Below are 24,027 nucleotides of genomic sequence, written 5' to 3' on the forward strand. Positions count from 1 at the left end.
AAGCGCCGTGCGTCCTCTTGGACGCACAAAGGACGCTCTGACTTATTAATCTACGCATCGTGCTTTCCGAAAATCATTTCCTATTTTCGGGCCGATGCAGTAGCTCGCCCCCGGCGATGTTCAACCAGCATCGACCATGTATAGAGCGCAAGCCCGGCCCAGATCAGCGCGAATGCGCCGAGCTGCGCGGTCGAGAACGGCTCGTGGAAGATGAAGATCGCAAAGAAAAACAACATCGTCGGCGTCATGTACTGCATGAGGCCAAGCGTCGTATAGCGCAACAGCTTTGCGCCACCGGCATAGAGGATCAGCGGAATAGCCGTGAAAGGCCCGGCCAGAAGCAACATCGACACGTTAAACGCCGGGCCTGTCGAGAAATGATCCTGACCGTTTGCCGCCAGCCACAACACATAACCGAGTGCCGGAATGCACAGGATGAGTACTTCCAGCGTGAAGCCCTGAAGCGGCGGCATTGGCAGTGATTTGCGGAAGAAACCATAAAGGCCGAAGGTCAGCGGCAGCGCCAGCGATACCCATGGCAGACCGCCTGCATTGACGGTCAGCAAAAGCACAGCCGCAAAGGCGAACCCGACAGCGACATACTGAACTCTGGTCAGCCTCTCGCCGAGAAACAAACCGCCCAGAACGACATTGAACAGCGGATTGATGTAATAGCCAAGTGCCGCTCCCATCACCTGATCGTGGGCAACGGCCCAGACATAGATCGACCAGTTAATCGTAATAAGCCCGGCTGTCAGAGCAGCCATGGCCAGCATGCGCGGCTGACGCACGGCATTGAGAATATCCTTGAACTGCCCCAGGACGAAAAGGAGCATCAGCGCAACCGGAACTGACCAGATCACGCGGTGCGACACGACTTCCATTGCAGGAATGTGTCCGAGCGCCTTGAGATAGAACGGCAGCGCGCCCCAGAGGCCATAGGCTGCGATGGCCATCAGAAACCCGCGCGACCCGTCAGACAGGTGCGTATCGGTGATGGTCTGATCGGACATGCCTCTCTCCTCGGCGAAACTGAAGATGTCGCAAGCCAATTACGGCAGGCGAAGCATCGAACTTCACCTGCTATGCGCTCAACAATCCATAAAATCCATTCAATTAAACTGATCGAAACATCAATCGTCGTGAACAGATGGCTTTACTCGGCGGCGGCCAATCCGGCCATCGAACGGTTCTTCATCAGCTTGTAGTTGACCGAATCCATCAGGGCCTGGAACGACGCATCTATGATATTGTCCGACACGCCAACCGTGCGCCAGCGGGCACCGGTCGCATCCCCGGATTCTATCAGAACGCGGGTGATAGCCGCCGTCCCGCCATTGAGGATACGCACCTTGAAGTCCACCAGCTCAAGATCCTCGATCTCGGCCTGAAACCGCCCGAGGTCCTTGCGTAGCGCTATATCGAGCGCATTGACCGGGCCGTGCCCTTCGGCGACCGACATGCGAACCTCGCCATCGACCTCAACCTTGACCACGGCTTCGGACACGGTCTTCAACATGCCGTTGGCATCGAAACGCCGCTCGACAAGGCAACGGAAGGATTCGACTTTGAAGAATTCCGGCTGTGGCGTCAGCATGTTGCGCGCAAGCAGCTCGAAGCTTGCATCCGCGCCTTCATAGGCATAGCCTTCGGCTTCGCGTTCCTTGACCACGGCAATCAACGTGTCGAGACGGACATCGTCCTTCGCAACGCGAATACCGCGACGTTCCAGTTCAGCGATAAAATTGGACTTTCCGCCCTGATCCGACACCATGACACGCCGGCTGTTACCGACGGTTTCCGGCGGCACATGCTCATAGGTCTGCGGTTCCTTGAGAAGCGCGGAAGCATGAATTCCGGCCTTGGTCGCAAATGCGGAAGTGCCGGTATAGGGCGCCTGCTCCGTCGGCGGACGGTTCAAAATATCGTCGAAGGCACGCGAGATCCGCGTGATCCCCTTCAGTGCAGCAGGCTTGATCCCCAGTTCGAAACGCTCTGCCCAATAGGGTTTCAGCGCCAGTGTAGGGATCAGCGAAACGAGATTGGCATTGCCGCAACGCTCGCCGATACCGTTGAGCGTCCCCTGCACATGGCGCACACCCGCATCGATAGCTGCGAGCGAGACGGCCACCGCCTGCTCGGTGTCATTATGGGCGTGGATGCCAAGGCTTTCACCCGGAACTACAGCCGTCACGGCGGCAACAATTTCGGCGATTTCCGACGGCTGTGTGCCGCCATTCGTATCGCAAAGCACAACCCAGCGCGCACCTGCTGAATAGGCAGCCTTGGCACAGGCAAGCGCATATTCGGGATTGGCCTTGTATCCGTCGAAGAAATGCTCGCAATCGACCAGCGCTTCCCGCCCTGCCATACGTGCAGCCGTGACGGAAGCCGTGATCGACTCCAGATTTTCCTCATTGGTACAGCCCAGCGCCAGGCGGACATGGTAGTCCCAGCTCTTGGCAACGAAACAAACGGCATCGGCAGAGGCTTGAAGCAGACTGGAAAGGCCCGGATCGTTGGATGCCGAAACGCCTGCGCGCTTCGTCATGCCGAAGGCCACAAATTTTGCGCGTGCGGTCTGGCGACGCTTGAAGAAGGCCGTATCAGTCGGGTTGGCTCCCGGATAACCGCCTTCCACATAGTCGACACCCAACTCCTCCAGCAGCACGACAATCGACTTTTTGTCCTCAACGGAAAAATCAATGCCGGGTGTTTGCTGTCCATCCCGCAGAGTGGTGTCGTAGATATAGATGCGTTCGCGTGCCATTGTGCCTGCCTGTCGGTGGGTCTGCGGTCCGGTCAACCTTGCTGTTGCGGCCAGCTTTCAGTGTCGTAATCGGGATGCTGGTAGGAAATCATCGTTCGTACAAATTCGATGCTCTCCGGATCGCGTTCCGTTGTGTAGCCGGGAAGATTTGCAAGTTCCGGCACATAGGGCAGCTGCTTCTCGATGCCCCACTGAACCGTCGGCTCGATTTCCTCCGGCGCATCGAATGCACCGATGGCGAGCGCGATCCCGTCGGGTGCCTCGTAAGTAAGCGGCGTACCACACTCAGGACAAAAGCCCCGCTGCACATGATTGGACGAACGGAAGCGCTTAGGCTCGTTGCGCGTCCATTCCAGCTTCGCATCACTTACCGACACCAGAGGCGCATAGAAATTGCCAAACGCTTTCTGGCACATGCGACAATGACAGATCGATGCGGAACCCATCGCACCGTCAACGCGAAAGCGAACCGCACCGCACTGGCAACCACCGGTATAGATCGGTTTGTTATCAAGCGTCATGTCATCCTCCCTACTCCGCAAGCCTGTTAGCCTACCACATCCCAGTTGGTTATGCGTTCGCCCGTTGCCGGGTCCTTGCCATCCTTGAGCTGAACACCTTCCTGAAGCAGTTCATCGCGAATGCGATCAGCCTCAGCCCAGTTCTTCTCACTGATGAAGCGCAGGCGCTCCGCAATACGTGCTTCAATGGCTTCGCTATCCACCTCGACCTTTGCAAAGACCGGAATGGCTTCAGCCGTAACGAAATGCGGATCGAACAGGCCCAACAGAGCCATGCCCTCGCCCAATCCCTCGACATCGCGTGCCTTGAAAGCCTTGCGCAAAGCCGTGATTGCCGTCCAGCTGTTCAGATCGTCAGACAGGGCCTCCACCACCTCGCCAACTGTTGTCAGCGTTTCCGGCAATTCGAAATTCCTGTCGCGCAGCAAGCCATACCAGCGATGCAGTTCGTCGGCAGATTCTGCCAGACGCTGCGCCGTCCAGTTGATCGGCTCGCGATAATGCGTCTGCAACATCGAAAGGCGAGCCGCCAGGCCAACCCAACGATCATGCGCATCGACGTCGTCCCATACACCCAATTGCGGCAGGCCTTCGTTCAGCACATCGCGAATGGTGATGAAGTTGCCAAGCGATTTCGACATCTTCTGCCCTTCGACCTGCAGGAAGCCGTTATGCATCCAGATGCTCGCCATCCGCTCGGTGCCGAATGCGCAGCATGATTGCGCAATTTCGTTCTCGTGATGCGGAAATACGAGATCGATACCGCCGCCATGAATGTCGAACTGATTCTTCAGCGGATCATCGCATTTCAATCCGCCACCAAACGGCTCAAGCAGCTTGGCCATCGACATGGCCGAGCACTCGATATGCCAGCCCGGACGGCCCAATACCGCGATCCCTGCAGGAGAGGACCAGCCCGGCTCGTCCTCCTTCGACGGTTTCCACAAGACGAAATCCATTTCGTCCCGCTTGTAGGATGCTACGTCGACGCGGGCGCCTGCCAGCATCTCATCCAGCGAGCGGCGGGCAAGCGCGCCATAACGCGGCCCGGTCCGCTCGTTCATGGCCGACGGCGAGAAGAGCACATGATCCTCGGCCACATAGGCTACACCCAGCTTCACCAGACGATCAATCATGGCGCGCATCTCGTCCATATGCTCGGTAGCGCGCGGCTGAACGGTCGGCTGTAGATTACCAAGCGCCGTCACGTCAGCCTGAAACTGTGCATTCGTGCTTTCCGTCACCCGACGAATGGCTTCATTGAAGGATAGATCAGGGTAATCGCGCGCGGCGCGCGCATTAATCTTGTCATCGACGTCGGTAATGTTGCGGGCATAGGTGACGTGTTCCGCGCCATAGACATGACGCAGCAAACGGAACAACACGTCGAAAACGATCACCGGACGAGCGTTGCCTATATGCGCGAAGTCATAAACCGTTGGTCCGCAAACATACATGCGCACATTGTCGGCATCGATGGGAGAAAACTCCTCCTTCGTGCGGGTCAGCGTGTTGTACAGACGCAGTTGCGGCGCATAAGCCATTGTAAATATTCCCCAAAAAGACCTACTGGAACGTTCCGCTCAAACAATATGCGGCACTGCTCCAGCTACTGTTTTCACGCATTATCCCACGCAAAACCGCTTCGCACTTTTGCTGGAAATGCTAAGCGCAACTGACCGCAGCCGACTGACCGGGGCGTTATCATCCAATTTTTATGAAAGGGAGACGAAAACGGCCGGGCCAGCAGGCTGCTAGCCAATAATAATCGCACAAATACAAATGATCGTGGTCGGCGTTTTCATGATTGCACTTATCCTCAGCGGGAGTGCCTCCGTCAAGAGCTTTCGCTAAGTGCCTGTTCCAAAAGTCACCCTGCCCTGCCGCAAACAGCCGGATCGCCGTCTTTGTTGTATTTTTGCAACCTGTGAGCGCCCTCTCCAGCGTTAACCGGAAAACCGCAAAACCGGCTCCAAACAGCCTTCATTCGGTCTCAATCAATCACAAAATGGTGAGCAGGCATTATCGAAAGGAAGGACCAATGTCTAAGAGTGAACTGCAACCCCGCCAAGACCGACTGGTTGATAAATACCGCGAAATCGGGCCTGCCGTGCTTGTTGCAGCATTGCTGAACGCAACGCAGCGCAGCAGCGACGGTCGTAACGACAATCGCCGGCGTTCCATTCTCGCCGTCAAGAAGACAGGCTGAAGAAGCTGATATCGTTCAGCGCCTGGAGCATTTCCAGCAAAAGTGCGAAGCGGTTTTGCGTAGGATAATGCGACAAAAAACCCCTTGGAGCGCCGCGGGCTCGGCGATCAAAGTCGTTGGATGCGTAACACATAGCGCCAGTCCAGCAAGACCGGCGGTCACTGTCAGAACATCGAAAGCTGCCCGCCATTTCCGTCATCGGATTCGGGCTTGTTCTTTCGTTTCGGCACTGCACGCTCCGAAGAAGCCTGCTCCTCTACACGTTCCTGCAAATCGGGCGTCGTGTTGGCGACCTTGTTGACCTTGTCCGACACCGGTATCGCTTCAAACAAATCATCCTGAGCCGGACGCATGATATCCGCCACTTCGCGCGGCAGAAAACGTTTGCAATCCAGCCAGCGCGCAAAATCTTCCGGCTGTACGACAACCGGCATCCGCTCATGGATCGGTCGTAACAGGCCGTTAGCACTCGTCGTCAATATGCCTCCGGTATCGATCTGCGATCCGTCCGCATTGCTCCATGTCTCGATCAAGCCGCCAAAAGCGACAATGCCGCCCTTGCGCGGGCGCACCCAGTAGGCTTGCGCCTTGTTCTTGCCTTCACGGCGCCACTCATAAAAACCCGATGCCGGGATCAAGGCGCGTCGGTGGTTCAGGGCGGCGCGAAACGAATTCTTCTCCGCGGCCGTCTCGGAGCGGATGTTGAACATGAGCGGCCAGTCGTTCGGGTCTTTGCCCCATGACGGAACAAAACCCCATCGCACCAGCAACCCGACGCGATCCGGCCTGTTACTGCCTGGCGGCAGCGTTTCCCCGCCCAGAATGGTCAATATGGGCTGCGTTGGCGCGATATTATATCGTGGAGGAAAATCCTCTGCGATCAATGCGGCCACGAAGGCTTCCAGCTCTTCCCGGCTTGCAGTCAATGAAAAACGTCCACACATAGTAAGCATGTTTAGCGTTTTTCTGCGCCGGTCAAGAGGCGCTTTTCCATTGCCAACCGGTGTCTGCACGATCATAGCTGGAGCGCATCCCGAAAAGTGTGAAACGGTTTTCGGAACAAGATGCGTGTCAAAACATAAAGCTAGAGCATGATGAAAACAGTTCCCGTAGTTCCGATACCTGCAAAGGTTCATGGTGTTTCGCTGATCTGCAGACGCGAAGGGCGCTTTCTTCTGGTCGAGCGCGGGAAAGAGCCATGGAAAGGCTGGCTTGCTTTTCCGGGTGGAAGCATCGAACCGGGCGAAACGTCCGAACAAGCCGCGATCCGTGAACTCAAGGAAGAAACAGCGCTTGATGCAAAGACCCTGTCGCACGTCATAACCGTAGATCTGGCGCTTGAGGGGAAGGCATATGAAAAGAGCTATTATCTGTCCGTCTTCCGGGCCTGGCAGGTTTCGGGTCAGGAAGTCGCCGGAGACGATGCTGCATCCATTCACTGGCTGTCGATAGAAGAAATGGCGTCTGCAAAGGTGACGGACAGTACTCTCGATGTCGCCCGCGCGGTGGCGGAAAATGAAGACGAGCGCTTGGATATTAATCCTGTTTAGCGATCTGCCTTGAAGAGGCCCCTATTTATAGCAATAGCTCATTTTCAGGTGAGAGGTTTTCGATTGAAAAGCATTCCGTTTTTTCGACCGGCTATCTGCTTCTCGATCGCTTTGTGGGTCGGGGTGGCATCTCCGGCTTTGGCTCAGGACGCGCCCTATGAAGGGAAGATGTTGCGGCTCGCCGAAATTCTCGGCTCGCTTCACTATCTGCGCAATCTGTGCGGCGAAGCTGGCAGCGAATGGCGCGATCGGATGGACGCGATTGTGTCGGCGGAAAAGCCTTCCGAAGCCGAACGGGTGCGGCTGATTTCGAGCTTCAACCACGGGTATCGCGTGTTCAGCGACAATTACACCCGCTGCACCCCTTCGGCGCTTGCGGCGATTGATCGTTACATGAAGGAAGGCGAGGACTTGTCGAACGAGATCATCTCGCGCTATGGAAATTAACCAATCATTCACTCTTGTGCGGATTGACGGGATTAGTTCGTTCAAATCCGTGATAATCTGTTAACACTGTCTTAAGAAGGCAGTCACGTTGCCAGGTGGTTGAGCTCCCGCGAAACGGTGAGACACCGACAGTGCAACAGAAAGGCGAAAGCCAGGATGAAATCTATGGAACATGCACCGGCCGATCTGGACGAAATGATTGAGCGCGAGAAGAAACTCGTCGCAATCGAATATCACAACGAGGCCTGGGCAGACGGTATCTCGGAAGGTATCGAACCGGAAATCCTTGCCGAAGCAGCCTTTACGACTGCACTTACTGAACTGATCCGTGAAGCAGGCGACGATTGTGCGCTGGAGCTGATTGAGAAGATGCGTGAACAGATTGTAGCGGGAACCTTCCTGCCGCAGCGCATTCTTCAATAGCATTGATACGCCGGTCGCGGGACCAGACCGGCGCAGCAGTTCCCTCCCGGCGTCCCTCTTCTTGCGCCCAATGTCATTCCCGATCAGGAACTCCGCCTCGCCCCGAGCTTTTTTGACCGGGTTATTCCTTGCCTGCGGCATTACCTTGCCCGCCGCCGCAACAAACTCTTTTAACGTCGCACTGACGGATCAATCAGACTTACTGCAACGCCCCGGTGCCCGCGCCGTTGCCGATGAAGGCGACACCCCCTCCCCAATCCCCATACCCGGAGCACTTCCTCGCGCGGTGCCAAAAATGTCCCCTGGCAATGAACCTGCCCCGGCGGCATCCTCCAAACCCATGCCGGAAATCCATCGCGATTTCGACAAGCTGCCCGAACCTGTAAGGCTGACGCGTGAACGCATGCTGGAAGCAGCACGTTCCGGTGACATCGAGAAGCTGCGACCGCTCCTCGGCGTCGAGGACAAGGCCACCCAGCTCTCACTCGGGGACCACGAGGAAGACGTTATCGATTTTCTCAAATCGCTCTCGGGTGACGAAGCGGGCCGTGAAGTTCTGGCTATCATCGTCGATCTGCTGGATACGGGCTATGTGCACCTGAATGCAGGCAAGGACGACGAGGTTTATGTCTGGCCCTATTTCTACGCCATGCCTCTCGACAAGCTGACCCCGCCGCAGATCGTGGAGCTTTTCGAAATTGTCACCGCCGGTGATTTTGAGGATATGAAAAAGGCAGGCGGCTATATCTTCTACAGTATCGGCATCGGGCCGGACGGTAGCTGGCGCTTCTTCACTGCGGGCGAATAATCAGACGCCAAAACGTACGCGGCTCGGTGGCTCATTGTAGATGCGCTGCCAGACCCGACGAAACTGCCGTGCGGAAGCAAACCCCGCCTGCGCCGCAACATTCTCGATATCGAGCCCGGAATTCAAGAGCATCTCGCGCGCAAGGCTGATCTTGAGCCGATTGACATAGTCCGTCACCGTCATTCCGGCATATTCATTGAACAGACGCGAGAAGTTGCGCGGGCTTGCCCCACCAATATCCGCCAGTCGTTCCACCGACCAATCCGCCGCCGGATCGTGCGCGATGGCATCCTGTGCGCGATGCACAACCGGGTTCATATGGTTTCGCCCCTCAAGCCAGGGCGATAGCTGCGGGTCATTGCCGCTGCGCCGCAAATAAACGACCAGATAACGCGCAACCGCCAGCGCCGTGGCGGGATCGGTCAGTCCGGCAACAACGTGCAGCATCAGATCGATGCCTGCGGTGATGCCCGCGCTCGTCAGCCTTTCACCATCTTCAACGAACAGCCTGTTTTCATACACGCGCGCGGCAGGGGCCAGCCGTTCAAGTTCGCCAAGCGTCAAATGGTGCGTGGTGCAGGAATAGCCGTCGAGTAATCCCGCGCGTGCTGCGAGCAACGCACCGGAACAGATCGTCACCAGCCTCACACCGGGACGTACCGCCCGGCGAAGCCATAAAACGATTTCCTTTTCCAGAACGGCATCCGCGGTTCTGTCGAACTCCACATTTCCGAGCGGAATGTCAGCCGCACCCGAAACAATGACGAGTGCGTCGTGTGGCAACGCCTCCGGCAAAGGTTCCACCCCCGCCACCGGCAGGCCGATCGAACTGAGCGCGGTCGGCGCAGGCCCAATATAATGAACCTCGAACCGCACCTTATGCTGTTCAAGATTTGCCTTGCGCAAAACCTCAAGCGGTCCCGCCACGTCGAGCAGAAGCACACGTGGCGGAATAACGACATAAACCGGAATTATCCGGACAATGTCCGCATGGTTACTCATGCTGCCTTCCGCTCTCCCGGCGCAGCCAGCGCCTGTTCCACGGTTACGATGCGGGCAAAACGATTGGCCAGAACAAGCTCGGTGCGAGCCTTGATATCGGCAGCGCTCCACTCACGACCGCTTGCGTCAGTCATAGGAAAGGTCAGTGTCGCTTCACTAACGAAATCGACATGATATCCAAAATCCGATGCCTGTCGTGTTGTCGTCTCGCAGCATTGCTCTGTGCGGATACCGGAAACCAGCACACGACGGATACCATTGGCAACCAGCCAGACATCAAGTCCGCTTCCGACCAGCGCGCTGTGACGACGTTTGCGGAAAACTGCATCGGGTTCAATCGACAGGGGCGAAATCGCCTTCACCAGACCCGACGCTTCCGAGAACGGGCCTTCATTCTCGACATGAAAAATCTGCACCACCGGAATGCCGGCACGCCTGGCGCCATCGATAAGCGCCTGCTGGCGTTCAATATAGGCACCAACCTGTTCGTCCCGGTAGTAAGGCCGGTGGCGGAATGACTCCTGAGCGTCGATAACCAGCAAAACCGTATCTTGAGCGGACATTTTTGTTCTCCCTATAAAAGACTATAGGGAGAGAATACGCCTTGCAACCGGGATCAAAAGCCACCTGACGGACAATCAGGGGACAGATCACGCCAATAAGCTTTACCCTCAGCGATGCGGTAATGCTTCGAGGAATTCTACCGGCTCGCCCTTGTTGGCGTTCACGATTTCCGCTTCCCACATTACCTTGATGCCACGCACGAAAGTGCCAATCGGCCATCCTGTGACAGTCTTGCCATGATAGGGCGTCCAGCCAGCCTTCGAACCCGCCTGCTCATGCGTGATCGTTTCGCGGCGCTTCATGTCCACGATGGTCAGATCGGCATCGTAGCCGACTGCAATACGACCCTTACGCGCCATGCCGAAAATACGGTTCGGACCGTGGCTGGAGAGATCGACGAAGCGCTCCAGCGTGAGCCTGCCCGCATTGATGTGATCAAGCATGATCGGCACCAGTGTCTGCACGCCTGTCATGCCGGACGGGGAAGCTGGATAAGGCTTCTGCTTTTCTTCCAGCGTGTGCGGAGCGTGGTCGGAACCGAGCACATCGACGATACCCTGATCAATGCCCTTCCACACGCCGTCGCGGTGACGCTTGTCACGGACAGGCGGGTTCATCTGGATGAGATTGCCGAGTGTCTTGTAACCGTCTGCCGACAAGGTGAGATGGTGCGGCGTTGCTTCGCAGGTCGCGACATCCTTGTGATCTTTCAGGAAGTCGATTTCTTCGGCAGTCGAGATATGCAGTACGTGAATGCGGGCGCCGGTATCGCGTGCGATGCGTACAAGCCGTTCCGTGCATTGCAGTGCTGCAACTTCGTCGCGCCAGACCGGGTGGCTCGACGGATCGCCCTGCACGCGCAGGCCTTCGCGTTCCTTCAACCGGAACTCGTCTTCAGAGTGGAAGGCCGCGCGACGGCGCGTGTTCTTCAGGATCGAGCGAACACCGTCATCGTCTTCAACAAGCAGATCGCCGGTAGACGATCCCATGAAAACCTTGATGCCGGCAGCGCCCGGCAGGCGTTCCAGTTCGGCAACGTCCTTCGCATTGTCGCGCGTACCACCGACCCAGAAAGCGAAATCGCAGTGCATACGATGACGACCACGGCGAATCTTGTCTTCCAGCGTCTCGGCGGAAGTGGTGAGCGGCTTGGTGTTCGGCATTTCGAAAACGGAGGTTACCCCGCCCAGAACAGCGGCGAGCGAACCGGTCTCGAGATCTTCCTTGTGTTCAAGACCGGGCTCGCGGAAATGGACCTGGCTATCCACCACGCCGGGCAGAATATGCAGGCCCGTGCAATCGACCACCTCACCTGCCGTATGTGTGGAAAGAGAGCCTATGGCAGCGATGCGACCATTGCGAATACCGATGTCGCGTTGGCCTATACCGTCGTGATTGACGATGGTTGCACCCTTCAAAATCGTATCGAATGTTTCGGCCATAGTTGTCTCCTGCCAGATTGATAGGACTTGCGAGCCTTCCCATTGGGGCTTACGTAACGAGGGCGCGAAAGGCAAGGACGAAGCGATGACGACGGCAGTTGAAACGGTAAATCTTTCAAACAGGGCTTTGGTTCACATTACGGGCGACGACGCGGAAAAATTTCTGCAAGCCGTGATTACAACCGATCTCGACAAGCTTGGACCGGACGATCTGAAACCGGGAGCCTTGCTCGCTCCGCAAGGAAAGATCCTGTTCGACTTTGTCGTTTCACGCATTGATGGCGGCTTGCGTTTCGATCTCCCGGCAAGCATTGCCGCTGATTTTATCAAGCGTATCACTCTCTACAGGCTGCGCGCAAAAGCCGAAATAACGCAACTGCCAGAATCGCTTGTCAGTGTTTCCTGGCAAGCTGAATCACATCCTTCACAGAATGATTCAATCAAGCGCGACAGCCGCTTTCCGACCGAACTGAATGTTCGCCGGATTTACGGTCCGGCAGATGGCACGACCGATGAAAGCGCGTGGACGAAGCTGCGCGCAGAATATGGCATTGCGGAAGGCGAAGCGGATTTCGCTTATAATGACGTCTTCCCGCATGACGTCAATTTCGACCAGACCGGCGGCGTCTCCTTCCCGAAAGGCTGTTTCATCGGACAGGAAGTCGTATCGCGCATGCAGCATCGCGGCACGGCTCGGCGGCGCGTTCTGGTGGCTCGTTCAGAAGGAGGCCTCCCCCCGATGGGTACGCCCATTACCGTTGATGGGCGCGAGATCGGCACGACAGGAAGCTCCGCCGACACTATCGGCATAGCGCTTGTGCGCATCGACCGCGCCAAGGATGCGATAGATGCTGGCAGTCCGATTCTGGCAGGCGAAACGCCCATAACACTTACCTTGCCGCCTCATGTGCGGTTCGGGTTTCCGGAAGCTGAAGCGGGTAACGCCTGATGGCCAGCGCCGACCGATCTTCCGGCAAAACACGTGCCTGGCAACGCATGTTGTCGGGGCGCCGTCTCGACCTGCTCGACCCCTCGCCGCTCGATATTGAGATCGAGGATATTGCCCATGGTCTTGCCCGTGTTGCGCGCTGGAACGGTCAGACTGTTGGTGAACATGCCTTTTCGGTCGCGCAGCACTCGCTGCTCGTGGATCAGATATTTACCCGGCTGGTGCCCGATGCCAGTGTTGAATGGCAGCTATTGTCACTCCTGCACGACGCACCGGAATATGTCATCGGCGACATGATCTCGCCCTTCAAGGCGGTGATGGGCGGCAATTACAAGATGATCGAAATGCGGCTGGAAAACGCGATCCACCTGCGCTTTTCGCTGCCGATAACTGCGCCCGCGCAGCTCAAGACACTTATCAAGCGCGCCGATCAGGTTGCAGCTTTTTTCGAGGCCACGCGACTTGCCGGGTTCACCGAGGCCGAGGCCGTCAAATATTTCGGGCGTCCGCGTGGTTTCGATCCGGCAGGACTGGATATCGCACCGCGCCCCACGCAAGACGTGCAGACAGATTTTCTCGCACGGTTTGCAGCATTGGAAAAAGCACGGCAGGGCCGATGAGCCGGATCGTCGTGACGCCGCTGTCGCAACTGGCAACACAACTGACATTGCACCGGCCCAGCCATGTCGTGACGCTTGGAAGCGAGGCCCCGGCGGCTCTGCCTGATGGCTACGATGCCGTCCGTCTGTCGCTGACATTCAACGATATTATCGAATTGCGCGAGGGGTTGGTCGCCCCCGATGAAACCCACGTGCTGCGGCTTCTGAACTTCGCGAAGAGCTGGCCTATGGATGCGCCGTTACTCATTCACTGTTATGCTGGCATTTCCCGTTCCACGGCTGCGGCTTATATCATCGCTTCGGCTTTAAACCCTGCGCTGGATGAAAGCGATCTTGCCAGGATTGTTCGCAGCCTTTCTCCAGCGGCAACGCCGAATATCAGGCTCATATCGCTCGCAGACGAAATTTTAGAGCGACAAGGGCGAATGGTTGCAGCCATACGCGCAATCGGACGCGGAGCGGAAGCCTTCGAAGGTAAGGTTTTCAGCTTGCCTGTGAGACATTGATCGCTCGCCCGAGGGCGTTCAGAAACCCGCCACGCGCATCAGGCGGCGTGACGGCACGTGGCTCCCATACATGCCGCATCAGAAAATAACCGGTCATCGTGAAGGCATGATCGATATCATCATAGGACGTTGCGCGAACGGCAGTATTATTGACGAAGCCCGGCAGTAGCAGAAGCTTGTCAGCCCATGGTGCACCCGCATCACGACAGACCGCACGCCCGGATTTCGGTGACACATAGATCAGGTCTTCCCTGACGCCTGTTGCGGCACATTCCTTGAGATCAAGACCGAAGCCAAGTTCCTCAAGCATCATCACTTCAAAGCGCAATACCAGTTCGCCTGAGGCCAGCGGATCGTCAAAATGTTCGATGATAAGCCGCAATGTCTCATAGAGACCGCGATGCGGATCGCGTTCGGGCAGAAGGCGCAAATGCGAAGCCGCAAGCTGGATACCATATAACGCCACAGGTGTTTCGATGAGGCGGGCGGCGGCAAATTCCAGCGGTTCGATGGTAAAACTGCCCATATGCTCATCCAGCCGCGCCCACCATGTCACATCCACATGATTGCCCGGCTGCAGCAAAGGCTGCATGCGACGGGAACGCCCGCCGCGCACCATACCCATATGGCGGCCATGCTCACGGGTCATCACTTCCACGATGGCGCTTGTCTCGCCATGGCGTCGTGTCCCGAGAATTATGCCTTCATCGCGCCATTCCATGGCCGCCAGCTTTATAGTTTAGCGCATCCCGAAAAGTGTGAAACGGCTTTCGGACAAGATGCGCGCCAGTACAAAAAATGGAGCGCCGATCTGATTTAATCAGATCGAAACGCGCTCTAGGTTGGAAAATCAAGGCCCATTTCGCGATAGCGTTCCGGGTCGTTGCCCCAGTTTTCCCGCACTTTCACGAAAAGGAAGAGATGAACCGTCTGTTCCAGTATCTCGGAGATTTCCTTGCGTGCCGATTGTCCGATCGCCTTGATCGTCTCGCCCTTGTGGCCAAGCACGATCTTCTTCTGGCTTTCGCGCTCCACATAGATCACCTGCTCGATGCGCACTGATCCATCCTTGCGCTCTTCCCAGCGTTCGGTTTCCACCGTGGACGAGTAAGGCAGTTCCTCATGCAGGCGCAGATAGAGCTTTTCGCGCGTGATTTCGGCTGCAAGCTGCCGTATCGGCATGTCAGAAATCTGGTCTTCCGGATAATACCAAGGGCCGTTCGGCACGTTCTCTGCGAGATATTTCGCAAGATCCTTGCAGCCCGATCCGTTCAGCGCCGAGATCATGAAAGTCTGGTCGAATGTGACCAGTTCGTTGGCCTTGCGGGCAAGATCCAGCAAAACCGGCGGATCGACGCGGTCAACCTTGTTGAGCACCAGAACCTTCTTCTGGCGCACATCCTTCATGCTCGCAAGCAGCGCTTCCGCATTCTCGTTCAGGCCGCCCTGCGAATCGAGAAGAACGAGAATGATGTCGGCATCCTTCGCACCACCCCAGGCCGTCGTGACCATGGCGCGGTCGAGCCTGCGCTTCGGCCGGAAAATGCCGGGCGTGTCGACCAGAACGATCTGTGCCTGGCCTTCGATGAATATGCCGCGCACAAGAGCGCGTGTCGTCTGCACCTTATGCGTGACGATTGAAACCTTCGTTCCCACAAGCTGGTTGACCAGCGTGGATTTCCCCGCATTCGGCGCCCCGATCAACGCCACGAAGCCGGACCGGGTCTGGCCTGCCTCGTTTTCGCCGTCAGCCGGCGTCGTCCGATTATTCATTGTTTATCCTTCCAGACGATATTTCCTTGCAGAACGCCGCCGTCCCCTGCGCACGGCATTCCGGATACGACAAAACCGCTGATGAAAGCGACATATCGTATAAGACTTAATTATAACCGATCTCGATTTAAAAAACGCCAACTCTTGCATCAAGCAGAATTATCACGCTTCCAGACGCCTTCACGATGAAGCATCACTTCAGCGGCGTTCTGTTCGGCTATTCTTTTCGAACGCCCCTCGCCCGTTTCCGTGGCAAAACCCTTGACCGTAACCTCCACCGTAAACAGCGGATCATGGTCGGGACCTGTACGGCTGATGATGGAATATGAAGGATGGACATTGCCCTGCTGGTGCGCCCATTCCTGCAACTCGGTCTTGGCATCGCGGCGGGCGGCACCCGTTTGCAGTGACCGCTTTTCCCAGTAGCGCTTGACGAAGGGCCGTACGGCCTCCAGTCCGCCATCGAGATAGATCGTGGCGATCAGTGCCTCGACGACATCGGCGCGCACGTTCAAAAGGCGCTTGTCATTCAGTGACTTGATATCGGAGCCGGTGTGGATGAGATCGGCGAGCCCGATCTCATCGGCAATCGCCGCGCAGGTTTCGGCATTCACCAGCGCATTGAGGCGAACCGACAGTTCACCTTCGGAGGCATCGGGAAACTCGTCGAACAACATTTCCGCGACGGTCAGTCCCAGAACGCGGTCGCCGAGAAATTCGAGACGTTCATAATTTGCGCGCGAAGGCGCCTGCACACTTGAGTGGGTGAGCGCACGATCCAGCCGTTTCAGATTGAGAAAACGGTGTCCGGTGCGCTCCTCCAGAATTGCTGCTGCCTGATTTGCCGAAGCCATTTCAGTTTCCGGTTACGGCTGTATGCGGCGCGGCATTGACTGAGCTGAACAGTCGGCCAAAGCGTACTTCGGTCGGCCATTTCCAGATTTCAAGCGGGCTTGCCTTGTCGGCAATGGAGAAGAAGATGATGTTTGCGCGACCGACCAGATTTTCAAACGGCACATAGCCAACGCCGAAACGGCTATCGAGCGAGTTGTCGCGGTTGTCGCCCATCATGAAGTAATGACCGGCAGGAACCTCGAAGACGCGCGTATCGTCACCGATGGAATTCGGCGCGAGATCGAGCGTGTCATAGGTCACGCCTTCCGGCAGGGTTTCACGATAGACTTCGACGGGCCGGTTCACTTCCGTCACATCGGGATTGTCGATGGTGCCGACCCGGTCACGCTTGACCGCCTGATCGTTGATGTAGAGCACGCCGCCGCGCATCTGCACGCGGTCGCCCGGCAGGCCGATCACGCGCTTGATGTAATCGACGGAAGGATCACTCGGCAGTTTGAACACCACCACGTCACCGCGCTTCGGCTCCGCACTCCAGATACGGCCTGAAAACAAATCCAGTCCGAACGGCAGCGAATAGCGCGAATAGCCATAGGCATATTTCGAAACAAACAGATAATCGCCTTCCAGAAGCGTGGGGCGCATGGAGCCCGACGGTATGCTGAAAGGCTGGAAAAGCAGGGTGCGAATGACCAGTGCCAGCAGCAGCGCCTGCACGATAACGCTGATGGTTTCGCCAAGGCCGCCGGATTTTTTTGTCTCACTCTTGCTGGACACGCTCATTGTATCTCCGCTTCCGATAACGCGATCTAATAACGACTATGAAAGCATGACGCAATCAGGCCGCCGGCAGAACGCCGGTTTATCGCACGATTATGAGCAGGAGTTTACCCGTCACAATCACAATTATTTCGTCTCAGGCAGGGCTTCGATGATAACGAACGCCTGTGCGAGAGGAAAATCATCGGTAATTGTCAGATGTATGGCGGCACGCATTCCTGCGGGCAAGAGTTTCTGCAACTGTCTCGCCGCACCGCCGGTCAAATGCATGGTGGGCTTTCCGGAAGGGGCATTGACCACGCCCATATCCCGCCAGAAAACGCCCTGGGCAATACCGGTTCCGAGCGCCTTCGCGCAGGCTTCCTTCGCCGCGAAGCGCTTTGCATAGGACGCCGCACGCTGCTTGCGCCCATCCGATTTTTTCTGCTCGATTTCAGTGAAGACCCGGTTGCGGAAACGGTCGCCATGCCGCTCAAGGGTATTTTCGACACGGCGAATATCGATGAGGTCGCTACCTATACCGACAATCATACTTTCTGAAGCTCCTGCTCGCGGTGCAGGCGATGCTTTTCCGCAAGGCGTTCGATACGACGACGACGGAACGCCGAAACGGCAAACCGGGTAACGAAATAGACCACGACAGCGAATGCAGCGCCCAGAATCGTCGAGCCGAACAGCATCGGCTTCAAAAGCGGTGTCCAGATTTCATCGAAATGCATGGTTTCGAGCGCCCGGCCGAAATGGACCGGCGGAGCATTATCGATACTGCCGTTCATGATGAAACGACCAAGCTCGAATGTGCTGCCCCAGATGAATGGCAGGGTCAGCGGATTGGCAAGGGTTGTGCCAAGCGCTGCGGCCGCAATATTTCCGGCAAGGAAATAAGCCAGCACGATTGCGATGATGAGATGGAAGCCAAAGAAAGGCGTAAACGCCGAAAACACGCCGACGGCCAGACCGGCTGCGACAGCATGAGGCGAGGCAGTAATGCGCAGAATCCGCTTTCCCCCGTACCGGAAGGAACGGGAGAAGGAGCGACGCGGCCAGACCAGAAGCCTTAAACGCTCTTTTCTGGTCGGAGGATTACGGCGTTGAAACAGCATGCGCTTCTATTAATGCTCTCCCATCGCGGAGACAATTGTTATTATTCGACCAAAACTGCGGCACTGTCGCTGCGTTCGAAAGGAACAGTGTCCAGCCTCGGCAAATAAAACCGCGGCGAAACACCAAGCATCCTGCGGAACATCGTCGTGAAAGCGGAAACGCTGTCATAACCCAGATCGAGCGCCACGCTCGTCACCGCCTCCCCTTCCGTAAGCCGAGGAACCGCAGCAAACAGACATGCCTGCTGGCGCCAGACTGAAAGGCTTACACCGGTCTCCCGCTGGAAATGCCGGGTAAATGAGCGTCGGCTCATCGCCATCCTGTCCGCCCAGTCGTCGATTGTGGCGCGCGAAGAAGGCTTTTTCACGAATTCACGGCATAGTTTCTGCAAACGCGGATCGGACGGGAAAGGCAGGCCCAGAGAGCGTTGCGGCAATGTGTGGAGGTCTCGCAGGATCAGCTCGATCACCAGTGCATCGCGACTATCCGGCTCTGGCGTGCTGTCCTGCGTGGTTGCATCGATGATAAGGCATCGCATGAGATCGGTAAGCCCGACCACGTGGAGATAATCCGGCACACCCGAGACGGCATCGACGCAGATATAGATCGATCGCATGTAGACTTCGCCGAGGATTTCAACCGAATGCTCCACGCCTGCCGGTATCCACATGGCGTGGTCACTTGGAATCATCCAGCGCCCGGCATCCGTCGTCACCAGAACCACGCCTTGCGAGGCACAGAGAAGCTGTGCCCGGCTGTGACGATGGCGCGGCACGAAATAGCCATCCGGGTAGCGCGTCGGCAGGGCAATCACCGGACCGCTCATGCCTTCCAGCATGGCGATCCGCTGTTCATGGAACTTCTGCAGTTCCTCGCTTCCCGGTAATAAAAGCCCCGGTGGAGACTTTGGTTTCATTACAGTTCTGCCCTATGTTTGGCCCACTCTCGAAACTATTGGACCAAAACACGAAAGCGGGCGAGAGGCAATCGTCCTATTAATGACTTGCTGAGAATGGGTCGCGACATTCGCTGGCGGAATGAATTTGACGTTTGATGAAGGCAACTGCCTGTCCAGACGCCAAATTCGTAAACTTTCGCCGGTTTCTCATCAACACCCCGCAATTTCCCTGAGTGCCTTATTTCCTGTAGTCAGATAATATCTGCAGGAAATGCGCCTGAAGACCGGCTTTCATCTTCGGAGTAGTAGTATGAGCATGAGTGCTGCACAGCAGCCATCAAACAGCGGCGCGGACAATACTGTTCTCGCCATCATTCTGGCCACAAGCATGGGCCATTTCCTGAACGACATGATGCAGTCGCTCCTTCCGGCCATCTATCCGATGCTGAAGGACAACTACAGCCTGTCATTCTGGCAGATCGGCCTTCTGACTTTCACCTTCCAGATGACGGCATCGATCCTGCAGCCGCTCGTGGGTATCTATACCGACCGCAAGCCAATGCCTTATTCCCTGCCTTTCGGCATGGGGTGCACGCTTGTCGGGCTCGTCTTTCTGGCGACCGCGCATCACTATTCGATCCTGCTTCTGGGGGCGGCCTTTGTTGGCTTCGGCTCGTCCGTCTTCCATCCGGAAGCCGCCCGTGTGGCACGCCTTGCCTCCGGCGGACGTCATGGTTTTGCGCAATCCCTGTTTCAGGTGGGCGGCAATTTCGGCTCGTCGATTGGCCCGCTTCTGGCAGCCTTCATCGTTCTGCCTTTCGGCCAGATCAGCGTGTCGTGGTTCTCTGTCGCCGCGCTCATCGGCATGATGCTGCTCTGGTATGTCAGCAACTGGTATAATCGCTACCGGATTGCCAATGCCAGCAAGGCGAAGCCCGACAAGACTCTTCCGCTTCCGCGCAACAAGGTTCTGGTGTCCGTTGGTGTTCTGGCGATGCTGGTCTTCACCAAGTACATCTATATGGCCAGCCTGACGAGCTACTACACCTTCTACACCATCAGCCATTTCGGCGTGACAGTGCAGGCATCGCAGCTTCTTCTGTTCCTGTTCCTCGGTGCGGTAGCTGCGGGAACGATCATCGGCGGGCCGATCGGCGACAAGATCGGTGCACGCAAGGTGATCTGGGCATCGATCCTCGGCGTCCTGCCGTTCACGCTGGCCCTGCCCTATGCGAATCTGGAAATGACGGCGATCCTGACGGTCATCATCGGCCTGATCCTCGCTTCGGCCTTCCCGGCAATCGTTGTGTTCGCACAGGAACTACTGCCGGGACGTGTCGGCATGGTGTCCGGCCTGTTCTTCGGCTTTGCTTTCGGCATGGCTGGTATCGCAGCCGCGGTCCTCGGTATCGTGGCCGATCACAAGGGCATCGAGTATGTTTACCACATCTGCTCGTATCTGCCGTTGCTCGGCCTGCTGACGATTTTCCTGCCCAAGCTGGAAAAGAACCGCAAGGCCTGACCCTCATGAAAACACAGCCCGAAGAGCGGTCCACGCTCCTCGGGCTGTGCTCAAAACAGTGGAGCACCGCACGTCCCCCAACGGCGGTGCTCCCATGCCACTGACCTTTTGACGGCCCGGTGCAGCAGCATTCTCTTGATAGAGCATCTTTGGCTCTACCTCTTTGTTCCAACGCAAGTTCAGACGGCGAAACTGAAGCCGTGCATCGTTTCCCTGCGAAATTCATCGAAAGCAGCCGCGACCAGACGGATCAGCGGTTTGCCATCGCTTGTTGCGCTGATGACGCCGCTGCGAACTTCCACCAGTCCGTCAGCCACCAGAGGGCGCAGCAAGGCCAGTTCGTCGGAAAACTCCACGCCTGGCGCCGTAGTGTTCAGATCGACCCGGAAGTTGCACATCAGCGCCGTGATAATTCCGGCGCGGATACGGTCGCTCTCGCGCATCGCATAGCCGCGAACGGTTGCCAGTTCACCCGCTTCAACACGCTTCGAATATTGCTTCACGTCCGAGATATTCTGGGCATACCCGCCAGGAAACTGAGAAATCGATGACGGTCCGAGACCGATCAAGGTCTGGCAGCGATCATCCGTATAACCCTGGAAATTACGGTGCAGCGTACCATGGCGCGCAGCGACAGCCAGGTTGTCATCCGGCAATGCGTAGTGATCGATCCCTACCGGCTCGTAGCCGAAACCGATGAAGCTGTCCGCAACCACACGTGCCTGAGCGAAGCGTTCGTCAGCATCGGGCAGAAGACTTGCATCTATCAGGCGCTGATTGGCACGCCGCTGGGGAAGATGCGCATAGCCATAGCAGGCAACACGATCAGGCTTGAGCGCTGCAACCTTTTCGCAAGTCTCGCGCAGTGTCTCGACGGTCTGCAACGGCAGGCCGTAGATGAGGTCGAAGTTGAGACGATCAATGCCCACTTCGCGCAGAAGGCTGGCAGCCTTGGCGACCGTTTCTATTGGCTGAATGCGACCGATGGCTTTTTGCACTTCGGCATCAACATCCTGCACGCCGAGGCTGGCGCGGTTCACACCCATGAGCGCAAGCGTCTGAGCCAACTGCGGCGTGACTGTGCGCGGATCAAGCTCGATGGCATGTTCCATATCAGGCGCAAAATCGAACGCAACGCGCAGAGCTGCCAGAATGCTGGTAAACTGGTGCGGGTTCAAAATGGAAGGCGTCCCCCCACCCCAATGGAGATGAACAACGCTGGGCCGCGCAGTCAGGCTCTTGCTGACAGTTTCAATCTCACTGAGCAAAGAGACGCAGAAATTCTCGACGACATCGTTGCGCACGGCCATTTTTGCATGGCAGCCGCAATAATGGCAGAGCTGTCGGCAATAAGGCACATGGATATAAAGGGAGACACTTTCTTCCGGCCCGATCTGGCGCAACCAACGATGCGTCGTCTCGGCACCGACAGGAATAAAGTCTGCAGCCGTCGGGAAAGACGTATATCTGGGTACAGCCAGCGCGGCGTAGCGTCTTATCGCTTCTTCATGCATAGCGCATCCACCTTAAGCGTCGGGCGCTCCGGCGAGGCCCTGCCGGATATGCGCGCACCAGAACCGGGGCGACATTCCGCGGGGCAAGACGGCATGATGCGGCAAGGAAGCCCGCATGCATGACAGCCGATATTGCAATTCCCAGCCACAACAGCACCTGTTTTCCCCATTTTGAACGTGCAATCCTAAAACGGATCGCATCAATCTCTATGGTCAGGAATAAGCTGTTCTGCCGGATGCTGCATTGATTTGAATCAACGGAAATACACCCGGCTTTTAGGGATGGCAGCTTGAAATCAGAGGCTTTCCGGGTCCATTCCGGCAACGGCGGCCAGCGAACGGCGCGACAGGATTTCCACAGTATTGGCGTCAGGCAACTGGATGAGTCCCTGGGTCTTCAGCTTTGTGAAACTGCGGCTGACGGTTTCAATCGTCAGACCGAGATAGTCTGCAATATCGGTACGGTTCATCGACAGATGAACCGGATTGGACTTCTCTCCGCGCTTCTCAGCCCGGGCCGACAAAACCAGCAGGAAGCTTGCAAGCTTTTCCACCGGCGCGAGGCGTCCGAGCACAAGCTGATTGTCGCGCGCCGTGCGAAGAGCTGCCCTTGTCATCTGATGCAGGCGTTCCTTCAATTTCGGGAAACGCTCCATCAGATCATCCATCTCCTTGGTGGAAAAGGCGCACAGAACCGATGGCACGACAGCTTCGGCCGACTGGGAATAAGTCTCGTCGTCAGCCAGACCGAGATAGTCGCCAGGGAACAGGAAACCTGCAATCTGCCGTCGCCCATCAGGAAGCGACGTATAGATGCGCAGCATACCGGAAGTGAGGCTGAAGACACGGCGCTTCGGCTCCCCCTCTTCCACAAGCTGCTCATTGGCATCGAGACGCTTGGACGTCATGATCGCTTCGAGAGCACCGAGATCGCCGTCGTCCAGCGCCGCGCAAACCGCAGATCGTCGAACGTCGCACTCCACGCATACCCCGCATGGTGCGCGGTAAGGCGATCTGGGATCGAATAAAATGGGCGCTACACTCACGATGGAATCCTGTTTGTGGAAGCCGGAAAACGTTTTGTGATTACCCTCTTAAATAGGTAACTAAAACGCGTCCCGCAAAGCGGAATTTCGCCGCAGGGGTGTATCTTCCCTGCAGCGTATCCAAAACCGCTGGTAAACTTGTTTAAATGTTGCGACTACCGGGCTTCACAGCCGGGATTGCAGCAAGTTCCGGCGGCAATTTATCCGCAGGATAGGCTGGAACTTCATATTCAGCGAGAGAAATCAGCTTGGTGCCAACATCTGCCTTCCCTGCCGAACGGTCGACAATGCAGGCCGCAGCCAAGACTTCGATGCCGAGGTCCTTCATGCAATCGATCGTTTCGCGGATAGAAAGTCCAGTCGTGACAATATCTTCCACGATAACGACCCGAGCACCTTTCGGCACATCAAATCGGCGCAGACGGAAGACACCATTTTCACGTTCCACCCATACCGACGGAACATGCAGATGGCGCGAGGTCTCGTAGGAAGGGATCAGGCCACCAATCGCCGGTCCGACCACGTAATCGATGGTTCCAAGATTTGCCGCCTTGATTTTCTCTGCGAGAGCCTTGCAAAGCTTTTCCGTCTTGTCGGCATGCATGAAAACACGCGCCTTCTGAAGGAAAACAGGGCTGCGCAGGCCTGACGTCAGAATAAAGTGGCCTTCAAGGATCGCTCCCGCTTCGCGGAAGACGGCAAGCACATCTTCGGTATTCATCTT

At 56.8% G+C, this 24,027-nt stretch carries 27 protein-coding genes; 9 read left to right on the plus strand and 18 right to left on the minus strand.

The window, feature by feature from the left end; translation table 11 throughout:
* Positions 1-80 precede the first annotated feature (80 nt).
* From rarD to cysS, 4 genes are all read right to left on the minus strand, one after another.
* A complete protein-coding gene (gene rarD / locus F9K91_RS13430; protein WP_151677971.1) occupies positions 81-1,013 on the minus strand; it encodes an EamA family transporter RarD in 933 nt (310 codons plus the stop codon).
* A 143-nt stretch (positions 1,014-1,156) separates the two neighbouring features.
* The gene (gene cimA, locus F9K91_RS13435) at positions 1,157-2,770 is read right to left on the minus strand and encodes a citramalate synthase (protein WP_151554835.1); all 1,614 of its coding nucleotides are present in this window, start codon (positions 2,768-2,770) and stop codon (positions 1,157-1,159) included.
* 32 nt (positions 2,771-2,802) lie between these two features.
* Positions 2,803-3,291, minus strand: coding sequence for a GFA family protein (locus F9K91_RS13440; protein ID WP_010661658.1), 489 nt, complete (start codon positions 3,289-3,291; stop codon positions 2,803-2,805).
* A 26-nt stretch (positions 3,292-3,317) separates the two neighbouring features.
* A complete protein-coding gene (gene cysS / locus F9K91_RS13445; protein WP_151677972.1) occupies positions 3,318-4,835 on the minus strand; it encodes a cysteine--tRNA ligase in 1,518 nt (505 codons plus the stop codon).
* Positions 4,836-5,332: 497 nt separating this feature from the next.
* On the opposite strand from cysS, the gene F9K91_RS13455 reads away from it, so the two are divergent.
* Positions 5,333-5,500 carry a hypothetical protein gene (locus F9K91_RS13455; RefSeq protein ID WP_061347302.1) on the plus strand — a complete coding sequence of 56 codons (168 nt, stop codon included), beginning with the start codon at positions 5,333-5,335 and terminating at the stop codon, positions 5,498-5,500.
* 164 nt (positions 5,501-5,664) lie between these two features.
* Here the strand turns inward: F9K91_RS13455 and F9K91_RS13460 are convergent, their stop codons facing one another.
* Positions 5,665-6,444 carry an SOS response-associated peptidase gene (locus tag F9K91_RS13460; RefSeq protein ID WP_151677983.1) on the minus strand — a complete coding sequence of 260 codons (780 nt, stop codon included), beginning with the start codon at positions 6,442-6,444 and terminating at the stop codon, positions 5,665-5,667.
* A gap of 150 nt (positions 6,445-6,594) precedes the next feature.
* Between F9K91_RS13460 and F9K91_RS13465 the strand changes: the two genes are divergently transcribed.
* From F9K91_RS13465 to F9K91_RS13480, 4 genes are all read left to right on the plus strand, one after another.
* Positions 6,595-7,050, plus strand: coding sequence for an NUDIX hydrolase (locus F9K91_RS13465; RefSeq protein WP_208852696.1), 456 nt, complete (start codon positions 6,595-6,597; stop codon positions 7,048-7,050).
* Between the two features lie 72 nt (positions 7,051-7,122).
* Entirely contained in the window at positions 7,123-7,497 is a 375-nt protein-coding gene (locus F9K91_RS13470; RefSeq protein WP_369798344.1) for a TIGR02301 family protein, read from the plus strand.
* 165 nt (positions 7,498-7,662) lie between these two features.
* Positions 7,663-7,920 carry a hypothetical protein gene (locus F9K91_RS13475; RefSeq protein WP_061347299.1) on the plus strand — a complete coding sequence of 86 codons (258 nt, stop codon included), beginning with the start codon at positions 7,663-7,665 and terminating at the stop codon, positions 7,918-7,920.
* A 70-nt stretch (positions 7,921-7,990) separates the two neighbouring features.
* The gene (locus F9K91_RS13480) at positions 7,991-8,728 is read left to right on the plus strand and encodes a hypothetical protein (RefSeq protein ID WP_151677984.1); all 738 of its coding nucleotides are present in this window, start codon (positions 7,991-7,993) and stop codon (positions 8,726-8,728) included.
* Here F9K91_RS13480 and F9K91_RS13485 read toward each other — a convergent pair whose 3' ends face one another.
* The 3 genes from F9K91_RS13485 to F9K91_RS13495 form a co-directional block, all read right to left on the minus strand.
* Positions 8,729-9,730: a GlxA family transcriptional regulator gene (locus tag F9K91_RS13485; protein WP_151554839.1), complete on the minus strand. Its 1,002-nt coding sequence runs from the start codon at positions 9,728-9,730 to the stop codon at positions 8,729-8,731.
* Positions 9,727-10,293 (minus strand): isochorismatase family protein, encoded by a 567-nt coding sequence (locus tag F9K91_RS13490; protein ID WP_061347296.1) that lies wholly within the window; start codon positions 10,291-10,293, stop codon positions 9,727-9,729. The genes F9K91_RS13485 and F9K91_RS13490 overlap by 4 nt, the downstream gene beginning before the upstream one ends.
* A 108-nt stretch (positions 10,294-10,401) precedes the next feature.
* The gene (locus F9K91_RS13495; RefSeq protein ID WP_151677974.1) at positions 10,402-11,736 is read right to left on the minus strand and encodes a dihydroorotase; all 1,335 of its coding nucleotides are present in this window, start codon (positions 11,734-11,736) and stop codon (positions 10,402-10,404) included.
* Between the two features lie 85 nt (positions 11,737-11,821).
* Here F9K91_RS13495 and ygfZ point away from each other — a divergent pair, with 85 nt between their 5' ends.
* The 3 genes from ygfZ to F9K91_RS13510 are packed head-to-tail and all read left to right on the plus strand — an operon-like array spanning position 11,822 to position 13,811.
* Complete coding sequence (ygfZ, locus tag F9K91_RS13500) at positions 11,822-12,685, plus strand: CAF17-like 4Fe-4S cluster assembly/insertion protein YgfZ (RefSeq protein WP_151554841.1); 864 nt, start codon at positions 11,822-11,824, stop codon at positions 12,683-12,685.
* Positions 12,685-13,305: a YfbR-like 5'-deoxynucleotidase gene (locus F9K91_RS13505; protein WP_151554842.1), complete on the plus strand. Its 621-nt coding sequence runs from the start codon at positions 12,685-12,687 to the stop codon at positions 13,303-13,305. The genes ygfZ and F9K91_RS13505 overlap by 1 nt, the downstream gene beginning before the upstream one ends.
* The gene (locus tag F9K91_RS13510; RefSeq protein ID WP_151677975.1) at positions 13,302-13,811 is read left to right on the plus strand and encodes a tyrosine phosphatase family protein; all 510 of its coding nucleotides are present in this window, start codon (positions 13,302-13,304) and stop codon (positions 13,809-13,811) included. The genes F9K91_RS13505 and F9K91_RS13510 overlap by 4 nt, the downstream gene beginning before the upstream one ends.
* Here F9K91_RS13510 and recO read toward each other — a convergent pair.
* The 7 genes from recO to F9K91_RS13545 all read right to left on the minus strand — a co-directional run bounded on the left by recO (position 13,789) and on the right by F9K91_RS13545 (position 19,239).
* Positions 13,789-14,532: a DNA repair protein RecO gene (recO, locus tag F9K91_RS13515; protein ID WP_061347291.1), complete on the minus strand. Its 744-nt coding sequence runs from the start codon at positions 14,530-14,532 to the stop codon at positions 13,789-13,791. The two genes, F9K91_RS13510 and recO, sit on opposite strands and share 23 nt — an antisense overlap.
* A gap of 116 nt (positions 14,533-14,648) precedes the next feature.
* Positions 14,649-15,584: a GTPase Era gene (gene era / locus F9K91_RS13520; protein ID WP_151554844.1), complete on the minus strand. Its 936-nt coding sequence runs from the start codon at positions 15,582-15,584 to the stop codon at positions 14,649-14,651.
* Positions 15,585-15,733: 149 nt separating this feature from the next.
* Positions 15,734-16,438: a ribonuclease III gene (gene rnc / locus F9K91_RS13525; RefSeq protein WP_061347289.1), complete on the minus strand. Its 705-nt coding sequence runs from the start codon at positions 16,436-16,438 to the stop codon at positions 15,734-15,736.
* A gap of 1 nt (position 16,439) precedes the next feature.
* Entirely contained in the window at positions 16,440-17,222 is a 783-nt protein-coding gene (gene lepB / locus F9K91_RS13530) for a signal peptidase I (RefSeq protein WP_061347288.1), read from the minus strand.
* A 123-nt stretch (positions 17,223-17,345) separates the two neighbouring features.
* A complete protein-coding gene (gene acpS / locus F9K91_RS13535) occupies positions 17,346-17,750 on the minus strand; it encodes a holo-ACP synthase (RefSeq protein WP_151554845.1) in 405 nt (134 codons plus the stop codon).
* The gene (bspA, locus tag F9K91_RS13540) at positions 17,747-18,322 is read right to left on the minus strand and encodes a type IV secretion system effector BspA (RefSeq protein ID WP_109987967.1); all 576 of its coding nucleotides are present in this window, start codon (positions 18,320-18,322) and stop codon (positions 17,747-17,749) included. The genes acpS and bspA overlap by 4 nt, the downstream gene beginning before the upstream one ends.
* 41 nt (positions 18,323-18,363) lie before the next feature.
* The gene (locus F9K91_RS13545; protein ID WP_151554846.1) at positions 18,364-19,239 is read right to left on the minus strand and encodes an AraC family transcriptional regulator; all 876 of its coding nucleotides are present in this window, start codon (positions 19,237-19,239) and stop codon (positions 18,364-18,366) included.
* Between the two features lie 292 nt (positions 19,240-19,531).
* Here F9K91_RS13545 and F9K91_RS13550 point away from each other — a divergent pair, with 292 nt between their 5' ends.
* The gene (locus tag F9K91_RS13550) at positions 19,532-20,743 is read left to right on the plus strand and encodes an MFS transporter (RefSeq protein WP_151554847.1); all 1,212 of its coding nucleotides are present in this window, start codon (positions 19,532-19,534) and stop codon (positions 20,741-20,743) included.
* 179 nt (positions 20,744-20,922) lie between these two features.
* Here F9K91_RS13550 and hemN read toward each other — a convergent pair whose 3' ends face one another.
* From hemN to pyrE, 3 genes are all read right to left on the minus strand, one after another.
* Positions 20,923-22,257, minus strand: a complete 1,335-nt coding sequence (gene hemN / locus F9K91_RS13555) for an oxygen-independent coproporphyrinogen III oxidase (protein WP_151554848.1) — start codon at positions 22,255-22,257, stop codon at positions 20,923-20,925.
* 296 nt (positions 22,258-22,553) lie between these two features.
* Complete coding sequence (locus F9K91_RS13560) at positions 22,554-23,303, minus strand: helix-turn-helix domain-containing protein (RefSeq protein WP_151554849.1); 750 nt, start codon at positions 23,301-23,303, stop codon at positions 22,554-22,556.
* 142 nt (positions 23,304-23,445) lie between these two features.
* Complete coding sequence (gene pyrE / locus F9K91_RS13565) at positions 23,446-24,024, minus strand: orotate phosphoribosyltransferase (protein WP_151554850.1); 579 nt, start codon at positions 24,022-24,024, stop codon at positions 23,446-23,448.
* Between the last annotated feature and the right edge of the window lie 3 nt (positions 24,025-24,027).

Origin of the sequence: Brucella tritici, assembly GCF_008932295.1 — a bacterium.
Classification (GTDB): domain Bacteria; phylum Pseudomonadota; class Alphaproteobacteria; order Rhizobiales; family Rhizobiaceae; genus Brucella; species Brucella tritici.

Bases quoted from the DNA above. Each gene is read 5' to 3' on its own strand.
- rarD (WP_151677971.1), bottom strand. From the start codon at position 1,013: ATGTCCGATCAGACCATCACCGATACGCACCTGTCTGACGGGTCGCGC.
- cimA (WP_151554835.1), bottom strand. From the start codon at position 2,770: ATGGCACGCGAACGCATCTATATCTACGACACCACTCTGCGGGATGGA.
- F9K91_RS13440 (WP_010661658.1), bottom strand. From the start codon at position 3,291: ATGACGCTTGATAACAAACCGATCTATACCGGTGGTTGCCAGTGCGGT.
- cysS (WP_151677972.1), bottom strand. From the start codon at position 4,835: ATGGCTTATGCGCCGCAACTGCGTCTGTACAACACGCTGACCCGCACG.
- F9K91_RS13455 (WP_061347302.1), top strand. From the start codon at position 5,333: ATGTCTAAGAGTGAACTGCAACCCCGCCAAGACCGACTGGTTGATAAA.
- F9K91_RS13460 (WP_151677983.1), bottom strand. From the start codon at position 6,444: ATGTGTGGACGTTTTTCATTGACTGCAAGCCGGGAAGAGCTGGAAGCC.
- F9K91_RS13465 (WP_208852696.1), top strand. From the start codon at position 6,595: ATGAAAACAGTTCCCGTAGTTCCGATACCTGCAAAGGTTCATGGTGTT.
- F9K91_RS13475 (WP_061347299.1), top strand. From the start codon at position 7,663: ATGGAACATGCACCGGCCGATCTGGACGAAATGATTGAGCGCGAGAAG.
- F9K91_RS13480 (WP_151677984.1), top strand. From the start codon at position 7,991: ATGTCATTCCCGATCAGGAACTCCGCCTCGCCCCGAGCTTTTTTGACC.
- F9K91_RS13485 (WP_151554839.1), bottom strand. From the start codon at position 9,730: ATGAGTAACCATGCGGACATTGTCCGGATAATTCCGGTTTATGTCGTT.
- F9K91_RS13490 (WP_061347296.1), bottom strand. From the start codon at position 10,293: ATGTCCGCTCAAGATACGGTTTTGCTGGTTATCGACGCTCAGGAGTCA.
- F9K91_RS13495 (WP_151677974.1), bottom strand. From the start codon at position 11,736: ATGGCCGAAACATTCGATACGATTTTGAAGGGTGCAACCATCGTCAAT.
- ygfZ (WP_151554841.1), top strand. From the start codon at position 11,822: ATGACGACGGCAGTTGAAACGGTAAATCTTTCAAACAGGGCTTTGGTT.
- F9K91_RS13505 (WP_151554842.1), top strand. From the start codon at position 12,685: ATGGCCAGCGCCGACCGATCTTCCGGCAAAACACGTGCCTGGCAACGC.
- F9K91_RS13510 (WP_151677975.1), top strand. From the start codon at position 13,302: ATGAGCCGGATCGTCGTGACGCCGCTGTCGCAACTGGCAACACAACTG.
- recO (WP_061347291.1), bottom strand. From the start codon at position 14,532: ATGGAATGGCGCGATGAAGGCATAATTCTCGGGACACGACGCCATGGC.
- era (WP_151554844.1), bottom strand. From the start codon at position 15,584: ATGAATAATCGGACGACGCCGGCTGACGGCGAAAACGAGGCAGGCCAG.
- rnc (WP_061347289.1), bottom strand. From the start codon at position 16,438: ATGGCTTCGGCAAATCAGGCAGCAGCAATTCTGGAGGAGCGCACCGGA.
- lepB (WP_061347288.1), bottom strand. From the start codon at position 17,222: ATGAGCGTGTCCAGCAAGAGTGAGACAAAAAAATCCGGCGGCCTTGGC.
- acpS (WP_151554845.1), bottom strand. From the start codon at position 17,750: ATGATTGTCGGTATAGGTAGCGACCTCATCGATATTCGCCGTGTCGAA.
- bspA (WP_109987967.1), bottom strand. From the start codon at position 18,322: ATGCTGTTTCAACGCCGTAATCCTCCGACCAGAAAAGAGCGTTTAAGG.
- F9K91_RS13545 (WP_151554846.1), bottom strand. From the start codon at position 19,239: ATGAAACCAAAGTCTCCACCGGGGCTTTTATTACCGGGAAGCGAGGAA.
- F9K91_RS13550 (WP_151554847.1), top strand. From the start codon at position 19,532: ATGAGCATGAGTGCTGCACAGCAGCCATCAAACAGCGGCGCGGACAAT.
- hemN (WP_151554848.1), bottom strand. From the start codon at position 22,257: ATGCATGAAGAAGCGATAAGACGCTACGCCGCGCTGGCTGTACCCAGA.
- pyrE (WP_151554850.1), bottom strand. From the start codon at position 24,024: ATGAATACCGAAGATGTGCTTGCCGTCTTCCGCGAAGCGGGAGCGATC.